At 70.8% G+C, this 20,140-nt stretch carries 20 protein-coding genes; 8 read left to right on the top strand and 12 right to left on the bottom strand.

Going from position 1 to position 20,140, the window contains the following annotated elements; translation table 11 throughout:
- The first annotated feature begins 145 nt into the window (after positions 1 to 145).
- On the top strand, positions 146 to 877 hold the full coding sequence (locus AB0A69_RS04245; protein ID WP_361415072.1) for a transglycosylase SLT domain-containing protein: 732 nt from the start codon (positions 146 to 148) through the stop codon (positions 875 to 877).
- A 130-nt stretch (positions 878 to 1,007) separates the two neighbouring features.
- Here the strand turns inward: AB0A69_RS04245 and AB0A69_RS04240 are convergent, their stop codons facing one another.
- The gene (locus AB0A69_RS04240; RefSeq protein WP_361415070.1) at positions 1,008 to 3,620 is read right to left on the bottom strand and encodes an FHA domain-containing protein; all 2,613 of its coding nucleotides are present in this window, start codon (positions 3,618 to 3,620) and stop codon (positions 1,008 to 1,010) included.
- Between the two features lie 581 nt (positions 3,621 to 4,201).
- Between AB0A69_RS04240 and serB the strand changes: the two genes are divergently transcribed.
- Positions 4,202 to 5,407 carry a phosphoserine phosphatase SerB gene (serB, locus tag AB0A69_RS04235; RefSeq protein WP_361415068.1) on the top strand — a complete coding sequence of 402 codons (1,206 nt, stop codon included), beginning with the start codon at positions 4,202 to 4,204 and terminating at the stop codon, positions 5,405 to 5,407.
- Positions 5,408 to 5,503: 96 nt separating this feature from the next.
- Here the strand turns inward: serB and AB0A69_RS04230 are convergent, their stop codons facing one another.
- The 4 genes from AB0A69_RS04230 to AB0A69_RS04215 form a co-directional block, all read right to left on the bottom strand.
- On the bottom strand, positions 5,504 to 6,022 hold the full coding sequence (locus tag AB0A69_RS04230) for a histidine phosphatase family protein (protein WP_361415066.1): 519 nt from the start codon (positions 6,020 to 6,022) through the stop codon (positions 5,504 to 5,506).
- 57 nt (positions 6,023 to 6,079) lie between these two features.
- Positions 6,080 to 6,304: a hypothetical protein gene (locus AB0A69_RS04225; protein WP_361415064.1), complete on the bottom strand. Its 225-nt coding sequence runs from the start codon at positions 6,302 to 6,304 to the stop codon at positions 6,080 to 6,082.
- 172 nt (positions 6,305 to 6,476) lie between these two features.
- Positions 6,477 to 6,596 carry an SGM_5486 family transporter-associated protein gene (locus tag AB0A69_RS04220; RefSeq protein WP_361415062.1) on the bottom strand — a complete coding sequence of 40 codons (120 nt, stop codon included), beginning with the start codon at positions 6,594 to 6,596 and terminating at the stop codon, positions 6,477 to 6,479.
- Between the two features lie 18 nt (positions 6,597 to 6,614).
- Complete coding sequence (locus tag AB0A69_RS04215) at positions 6,615 to 8,066, bottom strand: MFS transporter (RefSeq protein ID WP_361415060.1); 1,452 nt, start codon at positions 8,064 to 8,066, stop codon at positions 6,615 to 6,617.
- A gap of 90 nt (positions 8,067 to 8,156) precedes the next feature.
- Here AB0A69_RS04215 and AB0A69_RS04210 point away from each other — a divergent pair, with 90 nt between their 5' ends.
- A complete protein-coding gene (locus AB0A69_RS04210) occupies positions 8,157 to 8,885 on the top strand; it encodes an FCD domain-containing protein (protein WP_361415058.1) in 729 nt (242 codons plus the stop codon).
- Here the strand turns inward: AB0A69_RS04210 and AB0A69_RS04205 are convergent.
- From AB0A69_RS04205 to fabG, 3 genes are all read right to left on the bottom strand, one after another.
- Positions 8,864 to 9,199: a hypothetical protein gene (locus AB0A69_RS04205; RefSeq protein ID WP_361415056.1), complete on the bottom strand. Its 336-nt coding sequence runs from the start codon at positions 9,197 to 9,199 to the stop codon at positions 8,864 to 8,866. The genes AB0A69_RS04210 and AB0A69_RS04205 overlap by 22 nt on opposite strands.
- Positions 9,200 to 9,373: 174 nt before the next feature.
- Positions 9,374 to 10,141: an enoyl-ACP reductase FabI gene (fabI, locus tag AB0A69_RS04200; RefSeq protein WP_361415054.1), complete on the bottom strand. Its 768-nt coding sequence runs from the start codon at positions 10,139 to 10,141 to the stop codon at positions 9,374 to 9,376.
- A gap of 4 nt (positions 10,142 to 10,145) precedes the next feature.
- On the bottom strand, positions 10,146 to 10,850 hold the full coding sequence (gene fabG, locus AB0A69_RS04195; protein WP_361415052.1) for a 3-oxoacyl-[acyl-carrier-protein] reductase: 705 nt from the start codon (positions 10,848 to 10,850) through the stop codon (positions 10,146 to 10,148).
- Between the two features lie 210 nt (positions 10,851 to 11,060).
- On the opposite strand from fabG, the gene AB0A69_RS04190 reads away from it, so the two are divergent.
- The 3 genes from AB0A69_RS04190 to tyrS all read left to right on the top strand — a co-directional run bounded on the left by AB0A69_RS04190 (position 11,061) and on the right by tyrS (position 15,399).
- Positions 11,061 to 12,584: a TldD/PmbA family protein gene (locus tag AB0A69_RS04190; protein ID WP_361415050.1), complete on the top strand. Its 1,524-nt coding sequence runs from the start codon at positions 11,061 to 11,063 to the stop codon at positions 12,582 to 12,584.
- Between the two features lie 88 nt (positions 12,585 to 12,672).
- Positions 12,673 to 14,064 (top strand): metallopeptidase TldD-related protein, encoded by a 1,392-nt coding sequence (locus tag AB0A69_RS04185; RefSeq protein ID WP_361415048.1) that lies wholly within the window; start codon positions 12,673 to 12,675, stop codon positions 14,062 to 14,064.
- Positions 14,065 to 14,130: 66 nt separating this feature from the next.
- Entirely contained in the window at positions 14,131 to 15,399 is a 1,269-nt protein-coding gene (tyrS, locus tag AB0A69_RS04180) for a tyrosine--tRNA ligase (protein WP_361415046.1), read from the top strand.
- Between the two features lie 84 nt (positions 15,400 to 15,483).
- Here tyrS and AB0A69_RS04175 read toward each other — a convergent pair whose 3' ends face one another.
- Positions 15,484 to 15,759, bottom strand: a complete 276-nt coding sequence (locus AB0A69_RS04175; protein ID WP_361415044.1) for a GlsB/YeaQ/YmgE family stress response membrane protein — start codon at positions 15,757 to 15,759, stop codon at positions 15,484 to 15,486.
- 227 nt (positions 15,760 to 15,986) lie between these two features.
- Between AB0A69_RS04175 and AB0A69_RS04170 the strand changes: the two genes are divergently transcribed.
- Complete coding sequence (locus AB0A69_RS04170) at positions 15,987 to 16,394, top strand: DUF3099 domain-containing protein (RefSeq protein WP_361415221.1); 408 nt, start codon at positions 15,987 to 15,989, stop codon at positions 16,392 to 16,394.
- 214 nt (positions 16,395 to 16,608) lie between these two features.
- Positions 16,609 to 16,869 carry a hypothetical protein gene (locus tag AB0A69_RS04165; RefSeq protein WP_361415042.1) on the top strand — a complete coding sequence of 87 codons (261 nt, stop codon included), beginning with the start codon at positions 16,609 to 16,611 and terminating at the stop codon, positions 16,867 to 16,869.
- 89 nt (positions 16,870 to 16,958) lie between these two features.
- Here the strand turns inward: AB0A69_RS04165 and moaA are convergent, their stop codons facing one another.
- The 3 genes from moaA to AB0A69_RS04150 all read right to left on the bottom strand — a co-directional run bounded on the left by moaA (position 16,959) and on the right by AB0A69_RS04150 (position 20,102).
- On the bottom strand, positions 16,959 to 17,948 hold the full coding sequence (gene moaA, locus AB0A69_RS04160; protein ID WP_361415040.1) for a GTP 3',8-cyclase MoaA: 990 nt from the start codon (positions 17,946 to 17,948) through the stop codon (positions 16,959 to 16,961).
- Positions 17,949 to 18,102: 154 nt separating this feature from the next.
- Positions 18,103 to 19,737: a cation acetate symporter gene (locus tag AB0A69_RS04155; RefSeq protein ID WP_361415038.1), complete on the bottom strand. Its 1,635-nt coding sequence runs from the start codon at positions 19,735 to 19,737 to the stop codon at positions 18,103 to 18,105.
- Entirely contained in the window at positions 19,734 to 20,102 is a 369-nt protein-coding gene (locus AB0A69_RS04150) for a DUF485 domain-containing protein (protein ID WP_361415036.1), read from the bottom strand. The genes AB0A69_RS04155 and AB0A69_RS04150 overlap by 4 nt, the downstream gene beginning before the upstream one ends.
- Positions 20,103 to 20,140 lie beyond the last annotated feature (38 nt).

Raw genomic sequence — 20,140 nt, 5'->3', positions numbered from 1 at the left:
TACCTCCTGATCCACTATCGCGGATCGTACGTCACACCTTTGCCAGGGGTTTTTGCTGCCGCTAAGAATTGCAGCCGTTGCCCGCCGAGCAGGCGCAGCGCCACCCGGCCAGGCGACGTCCCGCGATTCGAAGAGGTACGACTGCATGTCCGCGTCCAGGACTTCCGGCTTCAGCCGTCTCAAGAACAACCAGAAGAAGCTTTCCATCGCCGGCGTGGCCGCCATCGGCGCCGCCGCCCTGGCGTTCACCGCCGTTCCGAGCAACGCTTCCACCGCGCAGACCGTCGAGCCGCAGACCGTGGCCGCCGCCGCTCCGGTCGCCTGGGGTGGCAAGCAGGCCGCCGGCACCCTCCAGCTGGGCATCACCGACCAGCTGACCACCATCGAGCTCAAGGCGAAGGCCGACGCCGCCGCCGCGAAGGCTCAGGCCGCGGCTGCCGCCAAGGCCAAGGCCGCTGCCGCCGCCAAGGCGAAGGCCCAGGCCGAGGCCGCCGCGAAGAAGCGCGCCGCCGAGAAGGCCGCCGCCAGCCGCGCCGCCGCCCGCAAGCCGGTGTACGCGAACAACCTCGACGGCTGGATCCGCGAGGCGCTCGACATCATGAAGAAGCACAAGATCCCGGGCACCTACGAGGGCATCCACCGCAACATCATGCGGGAGTCCAGCGGTAACCCGAACGCGATCAACAACTGGGACATCAACGCCATCAACGGCGTCCCGTCGATCGGCCTCCTCCAGGTCATCAAGCCGACCTTCGACGCGTACCACATCCCGGGCACCAAGAAGAGCCAGTGGGACCCGGTCGCCAACATCGTCGCGGCCTGCAACTACGCGGCCGACCGCTACGGCTCCATGGACAACGTCAACAGCGCGTACTGAGCCGTGTGACGTCGCGGCGCGCCGTGTAGCTCGTGACGTGTGGCCGATGGCCCCGTGGCGCGTGTGACATGCGGAAGGGCGGCACCCCGTGGGGGGTGCCGCCCTTCGCGCGTGCGCGGAGGTCAGTCCGTCACTTGCGCATGACCTCGGGCTCGTGGCGGCGCAGCAGGCGCGCCACGATCACGCCGCAGAGGGCGCCGAGGGCCAGGAGCGCGCCCATGTCGACGAACCACATACCGATCTCGTGGTCCCACAGCGGGTCGGTGTCGGTCGGGTCGTCCTGGTTGGGGAACAGGACGTTCAGCTGGGCGGTCGTGCCGGCGGCGGCCACGGCCCAGCGGGACGGCATGAGGTACGAGAACTCGTTGACGCCGACCTGGCCGTGCAGGGTGAACAGGCAGCCGGTGAAGACGACCTGGATGATCGCGAACATCACCAGCAGCGGCATGGTCTTCTCGGCGGTCTTCACCAGCGAGGAGATGATCAGGCCGAACATCATCGAGGTGAAGCCGAGCGCCATGATCGGCAGGCTCAGCTCCAGCCGGACCAGGGAGGAGCCGAAGAGCAGGCCCTCGTCCGGGACCTCGCGCATGCCGAAGCCGATGCCGCCGATGATCGCGCCCTGCACGATCGTGATCAGGCCGAGGACGATCACCTTCGACATCAGATACGCCGAACGTGACAGGCCGGTGGCCCGTTCCCGTTCGTAGATGACCCGTTCCTTGATCAGTTCACGCACGGAGTTGGCCGCGCCGGCGAAGCAGGCACCGACGGCCAGGATCAGCAGGATGGTCGCCGCGCTGCCGTTGGGGCCGCGTGGGCTGGGCCGGAGCCCGTAGTTCGAGCTGATCAGCGTGGAGACCACACCGAGGACGGCCGGCAGGATCACCATCAGCGCCATGAAGCCCTTGTCCGACGCGATGACGGACAGGTAGCGGCGGATCAGGGTCCACAGCTGCGCGCCCCAGCCCTGCGGCTTGGGCGGGCGCATCGCCTGGGCCGGCGGCATCTGGACGGACTGCGGGGCGACGGCGTCGAGGTCCGCGGCGTACATCTGGTAGTGCTGCGAGCCCTTCCAGCGGCCCGCCCAGTCGTAGTCGCGGTAGTTCTCGAAGGCGGAGAAGACGTCGGCCCAGGTTTCGTAGCCGAAGAAGTTGAGCGCCTCCTCCGGCGGGCCGAAGTACGCCACCGAGCCGCCGGGCGCCATGACCAGCAGCTTGTCGCAGAGCGCGAGCTCGGCGACCGAGTGCGTGACGACGAGGACCGTGCGGCCGTCGTCGGCCAGGCCGCGCAGCAGCTGCATGACGTCGCGGTCCATGCCCGGGTCGAGGCCCGAGGTCGGCTCGTCCAGGAAGATCAGGGACGGCTTGGTCAGCAGCTCCAGGGCGACGGAGACGCGCTTGCGCTGGCCGCCGGAGAGGGCGGTGATCTTCTTGGTCTTGTGGATGTCGAGCTTCAGCTCGCGCAGGACCTCGTCGATCCGCGCCTCGCGCTCCTGCTCGGTGGTGTCGGCGGGGAAGCGGAGCTTGGCGGCGTACTTGAGCGCGGTCCGGACGGTCAGCTCCTTGTGCAGGATGTCGTCCTGCGGGACCAGACCGATGCGCTGGCGCAGCTCGGCGAACTGCTTGTACAGGTTCCGGTTGTCGTAGAGGACGTCGCCCTGGTTGGCGGGGCGGTAGCCGGTCAGCGCCTTGAGCAGCGTGGACTTGCCGGAGCCGGAGGGGCCGATGACCGCGACGAGCGACTTCTCCGGGACGCCGAAGGAGACGTCCTTGAGGATCTGCTTGCCGCCGTCGACCGTGACGGTGAGGTGGCGGGCGGAGAAGGAGATCTCGCCGGTGTCGACGAACTCCTCGAGGCGGTCGCCGACGACCCGGAACGTCGAGTGACCGACACCGACGGTGTCGTTCGGGCCGATGAGCGCCGAGCCCGACTTGGGCAGCGGCTGGCCGTTGACGTACGTGCCGTTGTGCGAGCCGAGGTCGCGGATCTCGAAGCGGCCGTCGGGGGTCGCGTGGAACTCGGCGTGGTGGCGCGAGACCTGGAGGTCGGAGACGACCAGGTCGTTCTCGAGCGCACGACCGATGCGCATCACGCGGCCGAGGGCCACCTGGTGGAAGGTGGTCGGGCTGCGGTCGCCCCCGTGGACCGGCGGCGCCCCCGCCGCGCCGCCGCCGCCCTGGGCCGGGACCTTCGAGGCGTACTGCTGGGCAGGGCCGGCCGGGGCTGCCGCGCCGCCGCCGTGCGGGCCGGCCTGCTGCTGGTGCGGTACGTGGGACTGGTGTGGCTGCTGGTGCGGCTGCTGCTGCCAGCCCTGGTTCTGCGGGGCGGCGGCCGGAGCCTGATGCTGCTGAGGCCAGCCCTGCTGCGGGGCCTGGTGGGGCTGCTGCGGGGGCTGGCCTTGTGAGACCTGGGGCGCCTGAGAGGCCGCGCCCTGTGCGTTGTAGGCGGCCGCGCCCGTGAAGTTCAGCCGCGGGCCGTCGGTGGCGTTACCGAGGTGGACGGCCGACCCGGGGCCGATCTCCATCTGCTGGATCCGCTGGCCCTGCACATAGGTGCCGTTGGTGGAGCCGTGGTCCTCGATGAGCCAACTGCGGCCGTCCCACCTGATCGTGGCATGCCGCCACGAGACCCTTGCGTCGTCGACCGCCAGGTCGCCCTGCGGATCCCGGCCAAGGGTGTACGACCTGGACGCATCGAGAGTCCAGGTCCTTCCGTTCAATTCCAGTACGAGTTCCGGCACTCCATGCCCCACTAGTTGTCCCCCGAGTGACCCCCGTCGCGGGGAGTCCAGGGATGCGAACATCGTGGGGAACTATTTCAGGCCCGGTCCCGTATTCGAAAGTCGGGCGGTGTGAAGAGGGCGCGCAGGCCCGTGTAATGGCACCCCCGAGTGCGCACGGATCAGGAGCGAACGGGGCAACTCGGAACTCCATGGGAGGCGTTCGCACGGTGCGGAATCGGTGGCGCCCGCGCGCCGCCACACGGCGCACCCGGCACACGGCGCACGGCACACGGCACACGGCACACGGTGCACCCGGCACGCGGGCACGGGCATGAGAGCGGCGGCCTCGGCGCGGAGGCGCGGCGTGATCGCGACTGGGTCGTGCTGCGGTCGGCGCGGCCGACCGTATCGGCGGGGCGGCCGGGGGGTCGGGGACGGGGTCGGGGCGGAGGATGTGCGGAATCCGCAGGGCCGGCGCCCCGCGTGGGGTGCGGAGGTCGAGCCGGGTCCGCACGGCGGGTCGCGCGGTGTGCCGGCGGTGTCCGGTACGCGGGACAGGGGAAGCCCGGGCCGCCGGGGCCGGATACGGTGGGAGGACCATGAGCGCATTGCAGACCTCCGACGTACCCACCCTTCTCGTCAAGATCTTCGGGAAGGACCGGCCCGGGATCACCGCCGGGCTGTTCGACACCCTCGCCGCCTTCTCCGTCGACGTGGTCGACATCGAGCAGGTCGTGACCCGGGGCCGCATCGTCCTGTGCGCGCTCGTCACGGAGCCCACGGTGAGCACGGAGGGTGAGCTGCGCGCCACCGTCCACAGCTGGGCGGAGTCGCTGAAGCTGCAGGCGGAGATCATCTCCGGTACGGGTGACAACCGGCCGCGCGGCGTCGGCCGCTCCCACGTCACCGTGCTGGGGCACCCGCTGACCGCCGAGAACACGGCGGCCATAGCGGCGACGATCACCGGGACGGGCGGCAACATCGACCGGATCTTCCGGCTGGCGAAGTATCCGGTGACGGCGGTGGAGTTCGCGGTGTCCGGTACGGAGACGGAGCCGCTGCGCACCGCCCTCGCCACCGAGGCCGCCGAGATCGGCGTGGACGTGGCCGTCGTGTCGGCGGGGCTGCACCGCCGCGCCCAGCGGCTGGTCGTGATGGACGTCGACTCCACGCTCATCCAGGACGAGGTGATCGAGCTCTTCGCGGCGCACGCGGGCTGCGAGGACAAGGTCGCCGAGATCACTGCCGCCGCCATGCGCGGCGAGCTCGACTTCGAGCAGTCGCTGCACGCCCGCGTGGCGCTGCTCGCCGGGCTGGACGAGTCGGTCGTGGACAAGGTGCGCGCGGAGGTCAGGCTGACGCCGGGCGCGCGCACCCTGATCCGTACGCTCAAGCGGCTCGGCTACCAGGTGGGTGTGGTGTCGGGTGGCTTCACCCAGGTCACGGACGACTTGCAGGCCCGGCTCGGGCTCGACTTCGCCTCCGCCAACACCCTGGAGATCGTCGACGGCAAGCTGACCGGCCGCGTGACCGGCGAGATCGTCGACCGGGCCGGCAAGGCGCGGCTGCTGCGCCGGTTCGCCGCCGAGGCGGGCGTGCCGCTGGCCCAGACCGTCGCGATCGGCGACGGCGCCAACGACCTCGACATGCTGAACGCGGCGGGGCTGGGCGTGGCCTTCAACGCCAAGCCGGTGGTGCGCCGCGCCGCTCACACGGCCGTCAACGTGCCCTTCCTCGACACGGTCCTCTACCTGCTGGGGATCACCCGGGAAGAGGTCGAGGCGGCGGACGTCGACGTGGCCTAGCAGGTGCGCGGGGCCGAAGGGGTCCGGACACCGACCCGGTGTCCGGACCCCTTGTCGTTCGCACGGGGTCGAAGGGCCGGGTGACGAAGGGGCGGGTTACTCGTGCGGCGCCCAGTAGCCGGTGAGCGTGCCGACGCCGTGTTCCACCGACTTCCAGGAGCCGGCGAACTCCACGACCGCGAACGCGGCGGTCGGGAAGCCGCCGCGGTTCATGCGGACCAGCGTGTCCCCCTCCCCGCTCCCGGCCAGGGCGTCGGCGAGGGCGTGCACACCCGGGTTGTGACCGATGACGAGGACGTTGTTCACTTCGTCGGAGGTCTCGTTGAGCAGCGCGATCAGATCGCCGAGCGAGGCTTCGTAGAGCCGCTCCTCGTACACGGTCTTGGGTCGCTGCGGCAGCTCCGAGACCACCAGCTTCCACGTCTCGCGGGTCCTGACCGCGGTCGAGCACAGGGCCAGGTCGAAGGTGATGCCCGTCTCGGCGAGCCGACGGCCGGCCACGGGTGCATCCTTGCGGCCTCGGTCGGCCAGCGGCCGTTCGTGGTCGGACACCTGGGGCCAGTCGGCCTTCGCATGCCGGAGTAGCACGATCCTGCGGGGTGTATCGGCGCTCATGGCCCCAGCTTCGCATGAAAGCCGCCACGGGGCGCAGGGTGTTGACCAGCTCTCCCCTCAGGGGGAGAGCGTGTGTTGGATGTGTTCGAGTATGCGTCCCACCGCTGGATCCCCACTCGTCGCATGCGCCTCAGCGCCCCCGGTACCGCCCCGGGTTCCGCCCCCGGTGATCAGCACCAACAGGGCGACGAACGCCATCACCGGCAGGGTGAGGGCCCACCAGGTCAGCCGGGTGCCGACGCCGCCGGTGGCGTGGGGCCGGGGGTGCGTACGAGCCGACATGGCCGCCTCCGTGGGTCCGTGGTCCGTGATCGCGAGTGCGCGGGGCGCCGAGGCCCGGCGTCCCGATGCACCTCAGACGTTACGGATCACGGCGGCCCCGGCCCATCCGGTGATCCACCCACTTCACCCTGAGCCTGGCCCCCTAGGGGATCGGGGGGCTACCCCCACCCCGTCAGGGCGAGGCGATCGACGCGACGATGCCGATGATCAAGCCGATCGCCAGCATCGCGCCGAGCACGCCGAGCAGCTTCTTCTGACCGTTCTGAGGGTTCGGGTCAAGCACAGGTTCCATGCCGCCCAGTTTCGCACCTCAGAGTTCGTCCTCGATCGTGCGGTCCCGTCCGGCCAGGATGCCGACGGCCATCTGCGGCACCATCAGCCCGGCCATGAGGGCCAGCGGCACGTCCCAGCCGCCACTGTGCTGGTAGAGCGCGCCGACCAGCGTCGGTCCCGGGATGGAGATGAGGTAGCCGACGCTCTGGGCGAAGGCGGAGAGCCGCACGACGCCGCCACCGGTGCGCGAGCGCATGCCGATCATGGTGAGGGCGAGCGGGAAGGAGCAGTTGGAGACGCCCAGCAGCAGCGCCCAGAGCCACGCTCCGGCGGCCGGGGCGAAGAAGAGGCCCGCGTATCCGCTCAGGCCGCACAGGCAGAGGGCGACCACGATGGGGCCCTGGTTCTTCATCCGCCCGGCCAGCCGGGGGATGACGAAGGCGAGCGGCACACCCATCACCATCGTCACGGCGAGCAGGACGCCCGCGGTACCGGCGGAGACCCCGGCGTCGCGGAAGATCTGCGGCATCCACCCCATGGTGATGTACGCCCCGGTGGCCTGGAGCCCGAAGAAGACGCCGAGCGCCCAGGCGGTCCGGCTGCGGGTGATCCGCATGCCCGACGCCCCGGCGGCGTCCACCGCCGGACCGGACTTCACCGGACCGGACTTCACCGGACCGGACTTCACCGGACCGGACTTCACCAGACCAGCCTTCGCCGCTCCGGTGTCCGCCGGACCACGCTCAGCCGGGCCCTCCGCCCGGCCCTCCGCCGTCGCGGCGCCGTGACCCCTCCCCCGGTCGCGTACCAGCGGCAGCCAGGCCAGCGTCGCGAGGGCGGCGAGGGCGGCCCACACGCCGAGGCCCGTGCGCCAGCTGCCGCCCAGCGCGTCCGTCATGGGCACGGTCGCGGCGGCCGCGAGGGAGGTGCCGAGGGCCAGGGCCATCGAGTACAGGCCGGTCATGCTGCCGACGCGGTCGGGGAAGTACCGCTTGACGATGACCGGCATCAGGACGTTGCTGAGGGCGATGCCCATCAGCGCGAGGGCGCTGGCGGCGAGGAAGGCGGCCGTGCCGCCGGTGAAGGGCCGGATGGCCAGCCCGAGCGCGATGGCGGCCATGCCGGCGCACACGATCGCGGCGGGCCCGAAGCGACGGGCGAGCCGGGGCGCGGTGATGCCGAAGACGGCGAAGCACAGCGGCGGTACGGAGGTGAGCACCCCGGCCACGCTGCCGCTCATGTGCAGCCCGTCGCGGACCTCTTCGAGGAGGGCGCCGAGGCTGGTGATGGCGGGACGGAGGTTGAGCGCGGCGAGGACGAGTCCGAGGACCAGGAGCCGGGGCAGCCAGACGGCGGTGGTGGTGGTGGTGGTGGTTTTACGAGCGGACACGGCGGCTTCCGCGCCGGAGGCGGAGTTCATGGCGGCGCTCTGCCGGGGTATGCGGGTGGGGGACTCGGTCGTGGTCGGGGTCAGCGGCTCGTCGGACATGGAACCATCATAGAATCATGGGATGATTGGCTGTCCAATCGACGGACGCTTCCCTTCCGCCGCTTCCCTTCACGACGCCGAGGAGCACCCATGGCGCTCAGCACTCCCCGCCGGTCCGGGCTCACCGATCAGGTGATCGCCGAGCTCCGCAACCAGATCACCTCGGGCGAGTGGCCGATCGGTTCGCGCATCCCCACCGAGCCGGAGCTGGTCCAGCAGCTGGGCGTGGCCCGCAACACGATCCGCGAGGCGGTCCGCGCTCTGGCGCACAACGGCCTGCTGGACATCCGCCAGGGCTCGGGCACGTACGTCATCGCCACCAGCGAGCTCGCCGGGGTGATGCACCGCCGCTTCTCCGGCGCCGACCCCAGGCACATCGCCGAGCTCCGCTCCACGCTGGAGTCGGCGGCCGCCCGCCTGGCCGCGGAGCGCCGCACCGACCGGGACATGAAGCAGTTGGACGCGCTGCTCGCGCGGCGCGAGGAGGCCTGGGAAGCCGGGGACGCGGAGCGGTTCGTGGCGGTGGACTCGACGTTCCACCTGGCCGTGGTGGCGGCGTCGCACAACGACGTCATGACGGAGCTCTACGCCGACCTCGGGCATCTCGTACGCGACTGGCTGCGCGAGGACGTGGGGCAGGAGCTGCGGCCGGAGTACCACATGGACCACGCGCGGCTGGTGGAGGCCATTCGCGCGGGCGACGCGGAGCGGGCGGCCTCGGAGGCGGCCGGCTACCCCTTCATGTGCCTGCGCCAAGCCGGCGCGGCGGCCGTCGATCAGGGAGCAGAGCCGGCCGATCAGCCGCGTACGAGCTCGTGAGTGATCCAGGCGGCGCGTACTTCCTTCCAGCACCGCTCGGTCAGCTCGGCGTAGGCGGTGGGGGCCACCTCGACGGCGGCGCTGTCGGAGTCGATGTCCCACCAACGGTCGCACTCGACGTGCAGCCGGACCCGGTCCGTGTAGGGGTAGGGGTTGTGACAGTGAGCGGTGACGCGCGAGCCCTCGACCGACGTACGGCATGAGGCGACGTACCGTTCGAGGTCTTCGGCATAGGCCTGGGCGCTGAGGGCGGGCCCCCACAGGAGAGCCGCCACCGCCACCAGGGCCAGGTGGTGCTTCGTACGCACAGCCACACCTCCTCCCCGATCAACGGACACGAATATCCGTTCTGCACCAGTGTGCCGTGATCACGGCGACTCTTCGACTCGAGCGCCGGCCCGGGCACGCGCGCCATGCGCGAAGGGCCGCGCACCCCGTCTGTGGCGGGGTGCGCGGCCCTTCGGGCACGCGATGGGTTACGCGGAGGGTCAGGCGCCCATGATGTGCACGCCGCCGTCGACGTGCACGATCTCGCCGGTCGTCTTCGGGAAGAAGTCCGACAGCAGCGCGACGACGCCGCGGCCGGCCGGCTCCGGGTCGGACATGTCCCACTGCAGCGGGGAGCGCTCGTCCCAGACCTTCGCGAGCTCGCCGAAGCCCGGGATGGACTTGGCGGCCATCGAGCCGATCGGCCCGGCCGAGATCAGGTTGCAGCGGATGTTCTGCTTGCCCAGGTCGCGGGCGAGGTACCGGCTGGTGGCCTCCAGCGCGGCCTTGGCCGGGCCCATCCAGTCGTACTGCGGCCAGGCGTACTGCGCGTCGAAGGTCAGGCCGACGACCGAGCCGCCGTTCTGCATCAGCGGCAGGCAGGCCATCGTCAGCGACTTCAGCGAGAAGGCGGAGACGTGCATGGCGGTCGCCACGGACTCGAACGGCGTGTTGAGGAAGTTGCCGCCGAGCGCGTCCTGCGGCGCGAAGCCGATGGAGTGCACGACGCCGTCGAGGCCGCCGAGCTCCTCGCCGACCACGTCCGCGAGCCGGTTCAGGTGCTCGTCGTTGGTGACGTCGAGCTCGATGACCTTGGCGGGCTTGGGCAGCTTCCTGGCGATGCGCTCGGTCAGCGTGGGCCGCGGGAAGGCCGTCAGGATGACCTCGGCGCCCTGCTCCTGGGCCACCTTGGCGGTGTGGAAGGCGATGGACGACTCCATCAGCACACCGGTGATCAGGACCCGCTTGCCCTCGAGAATTCCGCTCATGTGATCAGTGACCCATGCCCAATCCGCCGTCAACCGGGATGACGGCTCCAGTGATGTACGAGGCGTCGTCGGACGCGAGGAACCGGACGGTGGCGGCGATCTCCTCGGGCTGCGCGTAGCGGCCGAGCGGCACCTGGGCGACGATGCCCGCGCGCTGCTCCTCGGTCAGCACCTTGGTCATGTCGGTGTCGACAAAGCCGGGTGCGACGACGTTGAACGTGATGTTGCGCGAGCCCAGCTCACGGGCGAGCGAGCGCGCGAAGCCGACCAGCGCGGCCTTGGAGGCGGCGTAGTTGGCCTGGCCCGCCGAGCCGAGCAGGCCGACCACGGAGGAGATGAGGACGACGCGGCCCTTCTTGGCGCGCAGCATGCCGCGGTTGGCACGCTTGACCACGCGGAAGGTCCCGGTGAGGTTGGTGTCGATGACGGAGGTGAAGTCCTCCTCCGACATGCGCATCAGCAACTGGTCCTTGGTGACGCCGGCGTTGGCCACCAGCACCTCCACCGGACCGTGCTTCTCCTCGATCTCCTTGTAGGCCTGCTCCACCTGCTCGGCGTCGGTGATGTCACACCTGACAGCAAGGAAGCCCTCCGGCGGCTCGCCGGACCGGTACGTGATCGCGACCTTGTCGCCGGCGTCGGCGAACGCGCGGGCGATGGCGAGGCCGATGCCCCGGTTTCCTCCGGTGACAAGAACCGAGCGGCTCAACAGATCACCCTTTCCCTTGCATGGTGTGGTACCCCGAAAACCTATCGGTCCCGCTGGTCGTACGCGGAATCGGCCTCTGACAGTGGCGTACGGGCCGCACTGTCGGGTCCCTACAGAAAACCCCTGGCGGGACCACGGAAAGCACTGGGCAGCGAACCGTGCGGCGCGACATGATCTGAGGCGACCGGTCTCATACGACAGGAGACATTCGTGCCTCATTCCATCGACGAAGCCTTCACGGCGCTGCCGCTGCGGGCCCTCGCCGACGCGGCGCTCGCGCGGGCCCGGGCGCTCGGCGCCGAGCATGCCGACTTCCGTCTCGAGCGCGTACGCAGTGCCTCGTGGCGGCTGCGGGACGCCAAGCCCGCCGGGTCGTCGGACACCACGGACCTCGGGTACGCGGTGCGGGTGGTGCACGGCGGGGCGTGGGGGTTCGCTTCCGGGGTCGACCCGACCATGGACGCGGCGGCGAAGGTCGCCTCGCAGGCCGTGGCCATGGCGAAGCTGTCGGCGCGGGTCATCGCGGCGGCGGGTTCCGAGGAGCGGGTGGAGCTGGCGGACGAGCCGGTGCACGCGGACCGCACGTGGGTCTCGGCGTACGAGATCGACCCCTTCACGGTGCCGGACGCGGAGAAGAGCGGGCTGCTGGCGGAGTGGAGCGCGCGGCTGCTGCGGGCGGACGGGGTGGCGCACGTGGACGCGTCGCTGATGACCGTCCACGAGAACAAGTTCTACGCGGACACGGCCGGGACCGTCACCACGCAGCAGCGCGTACGCCTGCACCCGCAGCTGACGGCGGTGGCGGTGGACGCGACGACCGGTGAGTTCGACTCGATGCGGACGCTCGCGCCGCCGGCCGGGCGCGGCTGGGAGTACGTGACCGGCACCGGGTGGGACTGGGACGCGGAGCTGGAGCAGATCCCGGAGCTGCTCGCGGAGAAGATGCGGGCGCCGAGCGTGGAGGCGGGCACGTACGACCTGGTCGTCGACCCGTCGAACCTGTGGCTGACGATCCACGAGTCGATCGGGCACGCCACGGAGCTGGACCGGGCGCTCGGCTACGAGGCGGCGTACGCGGGCACCTCCTTCGCCACCTTCGACCAGCTGGGCAAGCTGGTGTACGGCTCGCCGATCATGAACGTGACGGGTGACCGGACCGCCGAGCACGGCCTGGCGACGATCGGGTACGACGACGAGGGCGTCGAGGCGCAGAGCTGGGACCTGGTCAAGGACGGCGTCCTCGTCGGCTACCAGCTGGACCGGCGGATCGCGAGGCTGACGGGGCTGGGCCGGTCGAACGGCTGCGCCTTCGCGGACTCGCCGTCGCACGTGCCGGTGCAGCGGATGGCGAACGTGTCGCTCCAGCCGGATCCGGGCGGTCTGTCGACGGAGGACCTGATCGGGGGCGTGGAGCGCGGCATCTACGTGGTCGGCGACCGGTCCTGGTCGATCGACATGCAGCGCTACAACTTCCAGTTCACCGGGCAGCGGTTCTTCCGCATCGAGAACGGGCGGCTGGCCGGGCAGCTGCGCGACGTCGCGTACCAGGCGACGACGACGGACTTCTGGGGCTCGATGGAGAAGGTCGGCGGCCCGCAGACGTACGTCCTGGGCGGCGCCTTCAACTGCGGCAAGGCCCAGCCGGGCCAGATCGCGGCGGTCTCGCACGGCTGCCCGTCGGCCCTGTTCCGGGGCGTGAACATCCTGAACACGACGCAGGAGGCCGGTCGATGACGCGCCTGCCGCGTACCGCCCCCTGCTGGGGGTCCGGGGGGCGTCCCCCGGGCAAGCACAGTCTCAACACCACGCAGGAGGCCGGTCGATGAGCCCCGTCAGCAAGCCGTACGAGATCGTCGAGCGGGCCCTGGAGCTGTCCCGCGCGGACGGGTGCGTCGTCATCGCGGACGAGCAGTCGTCCGCGAACCTGCGCTGGGCGGGCAACACCCTGACGACGAACGGTGTCACCCGGGGGCGGACGCTCACCGTGATCGCCACCGTCGACGGGGCGCAGGGCACCGCCTCCGGTGTCGTGTCGCGGTCCGCGGTGACGGCCGAGGACCTGGAGCCGCTGGTGCGGGCCGCCGAGGCGGCGGCGCGGGCGGCCGGGCCCGCCGAGGACGCGCAGCCGCTGGTCTCCGGGGTCGCGGCGTCGCCGGACTTCACGGACGCGCCCGCCGAGACGTCCTCGGCGGTCTTCGGGGACTTCGCACCCGCGCTGGGCGAGGCGTTCGGCCGGGCCCGTGCGGGCGGGCGGGAGCTGTACGGGTTCGCGAACCACGAACTGACGTCGACGTACCTGGGTACGTCGACGGGGCTGCGGCTCCGGCACGACCAGCCGTCCGGGACGCTGGAGCTGAACGCCAAGTCTCCGGACCGGACGCGCTCGGCGTGGGCGGGGCGGGCGACGCGGGACTTCAAGGACGTGGACCCGCTGGCGCTGGACGCGGAGCTCGCGCGGCGGCTCGGCTGGGCGGAGCGGCGCGTCGAGCTGCCCGCCGGGCGGTACGAGACGCTGCTGCCGCCGACCGCGGTGGCGGACCTGCTGATCTACCAGATGTGGTCGGCGGCGGGCCGGGACGCGGCGGAGGGCCGCACCGTCTTCTCCAAGCCGGGCGGCGGCACGCGGCTCGGCGAGACCCTCTCCCCGCTTCCGCTGACGCTGCGCAGCGACCCGTACGAGCCGGGCCTGGAGTCCGCGCCGTTCGTGATCGCGCACGCGTCGGGCGACGACTCGTCGGTGTTCGACAACGGGCTGCCGCTGGAACCCACCGCGTGGGTACGGGAGGGGCGCCTGGAGCGGCTGGTGACCACGCGGCACAGCGCGGGGCTCACGCAGCTGCCGGTGGCTCCGGCGATCGGCAACCTGGTGCTGGACGGCGGTGGCGAGCGGTCGCTGGAGGAGATGGTGGCCTCCACGCGGCGCGGGCTGCTGCTGACCTGCCTGTGGTACATCCGCGAGGTGGACCCGGCGACGCTGCTGCTGACCGGGCTGACCCGGGACGGGGTCTATCTCGTCGAGGACGGCGAGGTCGTCGGCGAGGTGAACAACTTCCGGTTCAACGAGTCGCCGGTCGACCTGCTGTCGCGGGCCACGGAGGCCGGCCGGACCGAGAAGACGCTGCCGCGCGAGTGGAGCGACTGGTTCACCAGGGCGGCGATGCCGCCGCTGCGGGTGCCGGACTTCAACATGAGTTCGGTCAGCCTGGGCGTCTGACCCCCATAGACTGACAGGGAACACCGCACCTGTTCGATCCCACTTCGTTCAAGGAGAGACGTCACCGTGACGGACATCGTCGACGAACTGCAGTGGCGGGGGCTCATCGCCCTTTCCACTGACGAGGACGCACTGCGCAAGGCGTTCGCGGACGGTCCCGTCACGTTCTATTGCGGCTTCGATCCGACGGCACCGAGCCTGCACCTGGGCAATCTGGTGCAGATCCTCACCATGCGCCGGATCCAGCAGGCGGGCAACCGTCCGCTGGGTCTGGTCGGCGGGGCGACGGGCCTGATCGGCGACCCGAAGCCGAACGCGGAGCGCACGCTCAACTCCCCGGAGGTCGTCGCCGGCTGGGTGGAGCGCCTGCGGGCCCAGATCGAGCGGTTCCTCGACTTCGAGGGGCCGTACGCCGCGACCATGGTCAACAACCTGGACTGGACGGCGGGGCTGTCGGCGATCGACTTCCTGCGGGACGTCGGCAAGTACTTCCGGGTGAACAAGATGATCACCAAGGAGGCGGTCGCGCGGCGGCTGAACTCCGACGCGGGCATCAGCTACACCGAGTTCAGCTACCAGATCCTGCAGGGCATGGACTTCCTGGAGCTGTACCGCCGCCACGGCTGCGTCCTGCAGACCGGCGGCAGCGACCAGTGGGGCAACCTCACCGCGGGCACCGACCTGATCCACCGGGTCGAGCCCCAGGCCACGGTGCACGCCCTGGCGACGCCGCTGATCACCAAGGCCGACGGCACCAAGTTCGGCAAGACCGAGTCCGGCACCGTCTGGCTGGATGCCGAGCGGACCACGCCGTACGCGTTCTACCAGTTCTGGCTGAACGCGGACGACCGGGACGTCTCCAAGTTCCTGCGGATCTTCAGCTTCAAGTCCCGCGAGGAGATCGAGGAGCTGGAGAGGCTCACCGAGGAGCGGCCGCAGGCCCGTGCGGCCCAGCGTGCGCTGGCCGAGGAGCTGACGACGCTGGTGCACGGCGCGGAGCAGTGCGCCGCCGTCGTCGCCGCGTCGAAGGCGCTCTTCGGGCAGGGCGAGCTGGCGGAGCTGGACGAGGCGACGCTGGCCGCGGCGCTGGCCGAGCTGCCGCACGCCCGGGTCACCGAGCTGGGCCAGGTGGTGGACCTGTTCGTCGAGGTCGGCCTGGCGCCGAGCAAGTCGGGCGCCCGCCGCACGGTCAAGGAGGGCGGCGCGTACGTGAACAACGTCAAGGTGACCGCCGAGGACGCCGAGGTCTCGGCCGAGGAGCTGCTGCACGGGCGCTGGCTGGTGCTGCGCCGGGGCAAGAAGAACCTGGCGGCGATCGAGGTCGCGGCGGGCTGACGCCCCCGGGGCGGATGACGAAGGGCCGAGGCGGCCCGGGCACGGAGGACGCGCCCGGGCCGCCTCGGTCTGTTGCACGGCCGGTCAGGCGCGCTGTTTCCTGCCGCGCATCGACATGTAGAGCATGTCGCCGACTCCGACGATCACGACCGCCGCCACGACTTGCAGGGCGTGCCGGCCCCAGTCGATGCCGGGCGTCGCCTCGATGCCGAACGCCCGGGCGAGGGCGTTGCCGACGATGCCGCCGATGATGCCGAAGATGGTGGCCAGCCACAGGGGGCTGTGCTGCTTGCCCGGCAGGATCGCCTTGGCCAGCAGACCCAGCACGAATCCCACGATGATCGCCCACAACCAGCCCATGGCTGCCTCCTCGGTACAGATCGGTACGGATCGACATGAGCAGTCATCGACAGTGTGCGGGTCCGCGCCGTACGGCGCATGTCGGGGCGAACCGTACGCAGGACGCAGGGGGGTGTATGGCCTGGTGAAGGGGTGCCCCGCTCTCGAACGGGGCGCAGGGCGGGCGTACCGTGGAAGCAGGTCCGGTCCGGGGAGTGTCCGGCACAGACGTCGGGTGGTGGAACGCGATGCGGAAGCGCGGTCATGACGAGGTCTTCCGGATCACCGGCGCCCGGCAGGGCCTGGCCGACGACGTACGGGGCCGGCAGCGCCGCTATGTGATCTCGATGTCGGTGCGGACGTTGGCGGTGATCGCGGCGGCGTCCCTGTGGAACGTGGAACGGCATGTGGCGATCGTGGCGCTGGTGCTCGGCGCGGTGCTGCCGTACATCGCCGTGGTGATCGCGAACGCGGGCCGGGAGACCGCTCCCGGGATGCCGTCGAGCTTCGTCGTCACGCCGACGCCCACGCATCCGATGCTGGAGGCGCCGGAGCCCGCGGGGGACGGTGACCGGGAGCCCGCGCAGCCGCCCGTACGGGAGAAAGCGGAACGTCAGCCGGAACCCGAAGGGGAACGGCAGTACGAGCAGAGGTGACCCGCGGCCGCCGGGGAGGCGCCGGTCGGCGGGCATACAAGCTCAAGAAAAGCTCAGATCAATCATGACGTTCCAGTGCACTGCGGCGGGGTGTGCGTGACATACTGCGTAGGCGCTCCGCATCCCCCGTCGGAGCGACGGACCGACGCCGGGCAGCTCCCCCCGTGGCTGCTCGGCGTCGCCTTTGTTCGGGCCGTTTTTGTTTGGACGTGTGGTGAGCGACGAAACCCAGCCGGAGAGCCAGCCGGAGACCCAGCAGGCGAGCCGGCCCATCTGTTCCGCCAAGGGCTGCCGGACGGCCGCCGTGTGGGTCCTGGCCTGGAACAACCCGAAGCTGCACACGCCGGAGCGCCGCAAGACCTGGCTGGCCTGTGACGAGCACCGCGAGCACCTGTCCCAGTTCCTGGGCGTGCGCGGGTTCCTCAAGGACGTAATGACGCTCGCCGAGTGGGAGTCGGGCTCGGCCGACCGCTGAGCGGGCCCCCCGACCGCCGGGCAGGACGGCCGGGCGCCGAGCAGGACGGCCGACCGCCGACCGCCGCGTCCAGGCTCCGAGCCCGGGCCTCAGCCGCCGATCGCCGACATGGGGCGGTCCGGCTGCAGGAAGCTCGGGTCGTCCAGGCCGGAGCCGGCCTTCTTGCCCCACATCGCGAGCTTCCAGATCCGGGCGACCTCCTCGTCGGGGGCGTCCGAGCGCAGCGCGGCCCTGAGGTCGGTCTCCTCCTGGGCGAAGAGGCAGGTGCGCACCTGGCCGTCCGCCGTGAGGCGGGTGCGGTCGCAGGCCCGGCAGAAGGGACGCGTGACGGAGGCTATGACGCCCACGCGGTGCGGGCCGCCGTCGACGATCCAGCGCTCGGCGGGGGCCGACCCGCGCGCCTCGTCGGGCTCGGGCGTCAGCGTGAAGCGCGTACGCAGGGACTCCAGGATGTCGCCGGCGGTGATCATGCCGTCGCGCTTCCAGCCGTGCTGGGCGTCGAGCGGCATCTGCTCGATGAAGCGCAGCTCGTAGTCGTTCTCCACGGCCCAGGCCAGCAGGTCGGGGGCCTCGTCCTCGTTGAGCCCCGGCATGAGGACGGCGTTGACCTTCACCGGGGTGAGGCCGGCGTCGCGGGCGGCGGTGAGGCCGTCCAGCACGTCGTGGTGGCGGTCGCGGCGGGTGAGGGTCTTGAAGACGTCGGGCCGCAGGGTGTCGAGCGAGACGTTGACCCGGTCCAGACCGGCGGCCTTGAGGGCGGTGGCGGTGCGCTTGAGCCCGATGCCGTTGGTGGTCAGGGACATCTTGGGGCGGGGCTCCAGGGCGGCGCAGCGCTCGACGATGCCCACGAGCCCGGGGCGCAGGAGCGGCTCGCCGCCGGTGAACCGGACCTCGGTGATGCCCAGGTCGGTGACGGCGATGGTGATCAGCCGGACGATCTCGTCGTCGGTGAGCAGGTCGGGCTTGGCGAGCCACTGCAGCCCCTCTTCGGGCATGCAGTACGTACACCGCAGATTGCAGCGGTCGGTGAGCGAGACCCGCAGGTCAGTGGCCACGCGGCCGAAGGTGTCGATGAGCACTGGGGCCCCCTCCCCCGAGTTACCGGGATCCGTCTACCAGCGAGACTACGCGAGACCACTGACAACGACACGGGCCATTGTCCACAGGAGCGGCGGGGCCGCGTCGTAGGGACCTACGACGCGGCCCGCCCGCCCGTTTCGTACGGTGTCCGGGTCAGTGCGCTCCGACACCGGTGAGGGACTTGACCTCGAGTTCCGCGTACTTGCCCTTGTCCGGCTGCTCCTTGGAGAGCAGGGAGCCGAGCCAGCCGAGGAGGAAGCCCAGCGGGATGGAGATCAGACCGGGGTTCTCCAGCGGGAACCAGGCGAAGTCGGCGTCCGGGAACATCGAACTCGGCTTGCCCGACACGACCGGCGAGAAGAGCACCAGCGCGACGGACGCGGCCAGGCCGCCGTAGATCGACCACAGGGCGCCCTGGGTGGTGAACCGCTTCCAGAAGAGGCTGTAGAGGATCGTCGGCAGGTTGGCGGAGGCCGCGACGGCGAAGGCGAGGGCGACGAGCCCGGCCACGTTCAGGTCGCGGGCGAGGGCGCCGAGGGCGATGGAGACGATGCCGATGAAAACGGTCGCCCAGCGGGCCGCGCGGACCTCCTCCTTCTCGGTGGCCTGCCCCTTGCGGATCACGTTGGCGTAGATGTCGTGCGCGAAGGACGAGGACGAGGCGAGGGTCAGCCCGGCGACGACGGCGAGGATGGTGGCGAAGGCGACCGCGGAGATCACGGCGAGCAGGATGGCGCCGCCCGCCGAGTCGACGCCGCCGATGTGCAGGGCGAGCAGCGGAGCCGCGGTGTTCCCCGCCTTGTTGGAGGCCGTGATGTCGGCGGGCCCGACGATGGCCGCGGCGCCGAAGCCGAGGGCGATGGTCATCAGGTAGAAGGCGCCGATGATGCCGATGGCCCAGTTGACGGACTTCCGGGCCGCCTTGGCGGTGGGCACGGTGTAGAAGCGGATCAGGATGTGCGGCAGTCCGGCGGTGCCGAGGACGAGCGCGATGCCGAGCGAGATGAAGTCGAGCTTGGACGTCCCCGTGGCGCCGTACTTGAGGCCGGGCTCCAGGAAGGCGGCGCCCTTGCCGCTGTTCTCGGCGGCCTTGCCGAGCAGGTCGGAGATGTTGAAGTTGAACTTCCACAGCACCAGCAGGGTGATGAGCAGGGTGCCCGCGATGAGCAGGACGGCCTTGACCATCTGCACCCAGGTGGTGCCCTTCATGCCGCCGATGGTGACGTACACGATCATCAGCAGGCCGACGAGGGCGACGATCGCGACCTTGCCGCCGTCCGAGGTGATGCCGAGCAGCAGGGAGACGAGCACGCCCGCGCCCGCCATCTGGGCCAGCAGGTAGAAGATCGAGACGACGATGGTCGACGTGCCGGCGGCGGTGCGGACGGGCCGCTGACGCATCCGGTACGCCAGGACGTCGCCCATGGTGAAGCGGCCGGAGTTGCGCAGCGGCTCGGCCACCAGGAGCAGGGCGACGAGCCAGGCGACCAGGAAGCCGATGGAGTAGAGGAAGCCGTCGTAGCCGAAGAGGGCGATGGCTCCGGCGATGCCGAGGAACGACGCGGCGGACATGTAGTCGCCGGAGATGGCCAGGCCGTTCTGGAAGCCGGTGAACTGCCGCCCGCCCGCGTAGAAGTCGGCGGCGCTCTTGGTCTGGCGGCCGGCCCAGACGGTGATGAAGAGGGTGGCGACGACGAAGCAAGCGAAGAGCGTGATGATCAGCGGCCGGTGTTCCGAGGCGTCACCGGCTCCGGCCGCGAGCAGGACGGTGGGGTGAACGGCGCTCATGCGTCGGCCTCCATACGGGTCTTGATGGCCTCCGCCTTGGGGTCGAGCTTTTCGGCCGCGTGCCGCGAGTACAACCAGGCGATGAGGAACGTGGTGACGAACTGGGCGAGGCCCAGGACGAGCGCCACGTTGATGTTGCCGAAGAGCTTGGTGCCCATGAAGCCGCCCGCGTAGTTGGACAGCAGCACGTACAGCAGGTACCAGGCGATGAAGGCGATGGTCAGGGGGAAGGCGAAGGAGCGGTACGTGCGGCGCAGTTCGCCGAATTCAGCACTCCCCTGCACCTCGACGAACGACTCGGTCGTGGGCTGGACAGGGCTGGTGTCCGTACCGCCCCGAGGGGGCGGCGGTGCATCGGTAGCCACGAAAAACTCCTCGCGACGCGGATGGGCTGGGCAGGGAC

Origin of the sequence: Streptomyces sp. NPDC045431 (assembly GCF_040646655.1) — a bacterium.
Classification (GTDB): domain Bacteria; phylum Actinomycetota; class Actinomycetes; order Streptomycetales; family Streptomycetaceae; genus Streptomyces.
This window is presented reverse-complemented; position numbering and strand designations above follow the sequence as displayed.

Coding starts and splice junctions, on each gene's coding strand:
- AB0A69_RS04245 (WP_361415072.1), top strand. CDS start 146: ATGTCCGCGTCCAGGACTTCCGGCTTCAGCCGTCTCAAGAACAACCAG.
- serB (WP_361415068.1), top strand. CDS start 4,202: ATGAGCGCATTGCAGACCTCCGACGTACCCACCCTTCTCGTCAAGATC.
- AB0A69_RS04230 (WP_361415066.1), bottom strand. CDS start 6,022: ATGAGCGCCGATACACCCCGCAGGATCGTGCTACTCCGGCATGCGAAG.
- AB0A69_RS04225 (WP_361415064.1), bottom strand. CDS start 6,304: ATGTCGGCTCGTACGCACCCCCGGCCCCACGCCACCGGCGGCGTCGGC.
- AB0A69_RS04220 (WP_361415062.1), bottom strand. CDS start 6,596: ATGGAACCTGTGCTTGACCCGAACCCTCAGAACGGTCAGAAGAAGCTG.
- AB0A69_RS04215 (WP_361415060.1), bottom strand. CDS start 8,066: ATGTCCGACGAGCCGCTGACCCCGACCACGACCGAGTCCCCCACCCGC.
- AB0A69_RS04210 (WP_361415058.1), top strand. CDS start 8,157: ATGGCGCTCAGCACTCCCCGCCGGTCCGGGCTCACCGATCAGGTGATC.
- fabI (WP_361415054.1), bottom strand. CDS start 10,141: ATGAGCGGAATTCTCGAGGGCAAGCGGGTCCTGATCACCGGTGTGCTG.
- AB0A69_RS04185 (WP_361415048.1), top strand. CDS start 12,673: ATGAGCCCCGTCAGCAAGCCGTACGAGATCGTCGAGCGGGCCCTGGAG.
- AB0A69_RS04175 (WP_361415044.1), bottom strand. CDS start 15,759: ATGGGCTGGTTGTGGGCGATCATCGTGGGATTCGTGCTGGGTCTGCTG.
- AB0A69_RS04170 (WP_361415221.1), top strand. CDS start 15,987: ATGCGGAAGCGCGGTCATGACGAGGTCTTCCGGATCACCGGCGCCCGG.
- AB0A69_RS04155 (WP_361415038.1), bottom strand. CDS start 19,737: ATGAGCGCCGTTCACCCCACCGTCCTGCTCGCGGCCGGAGCCGGTGAC.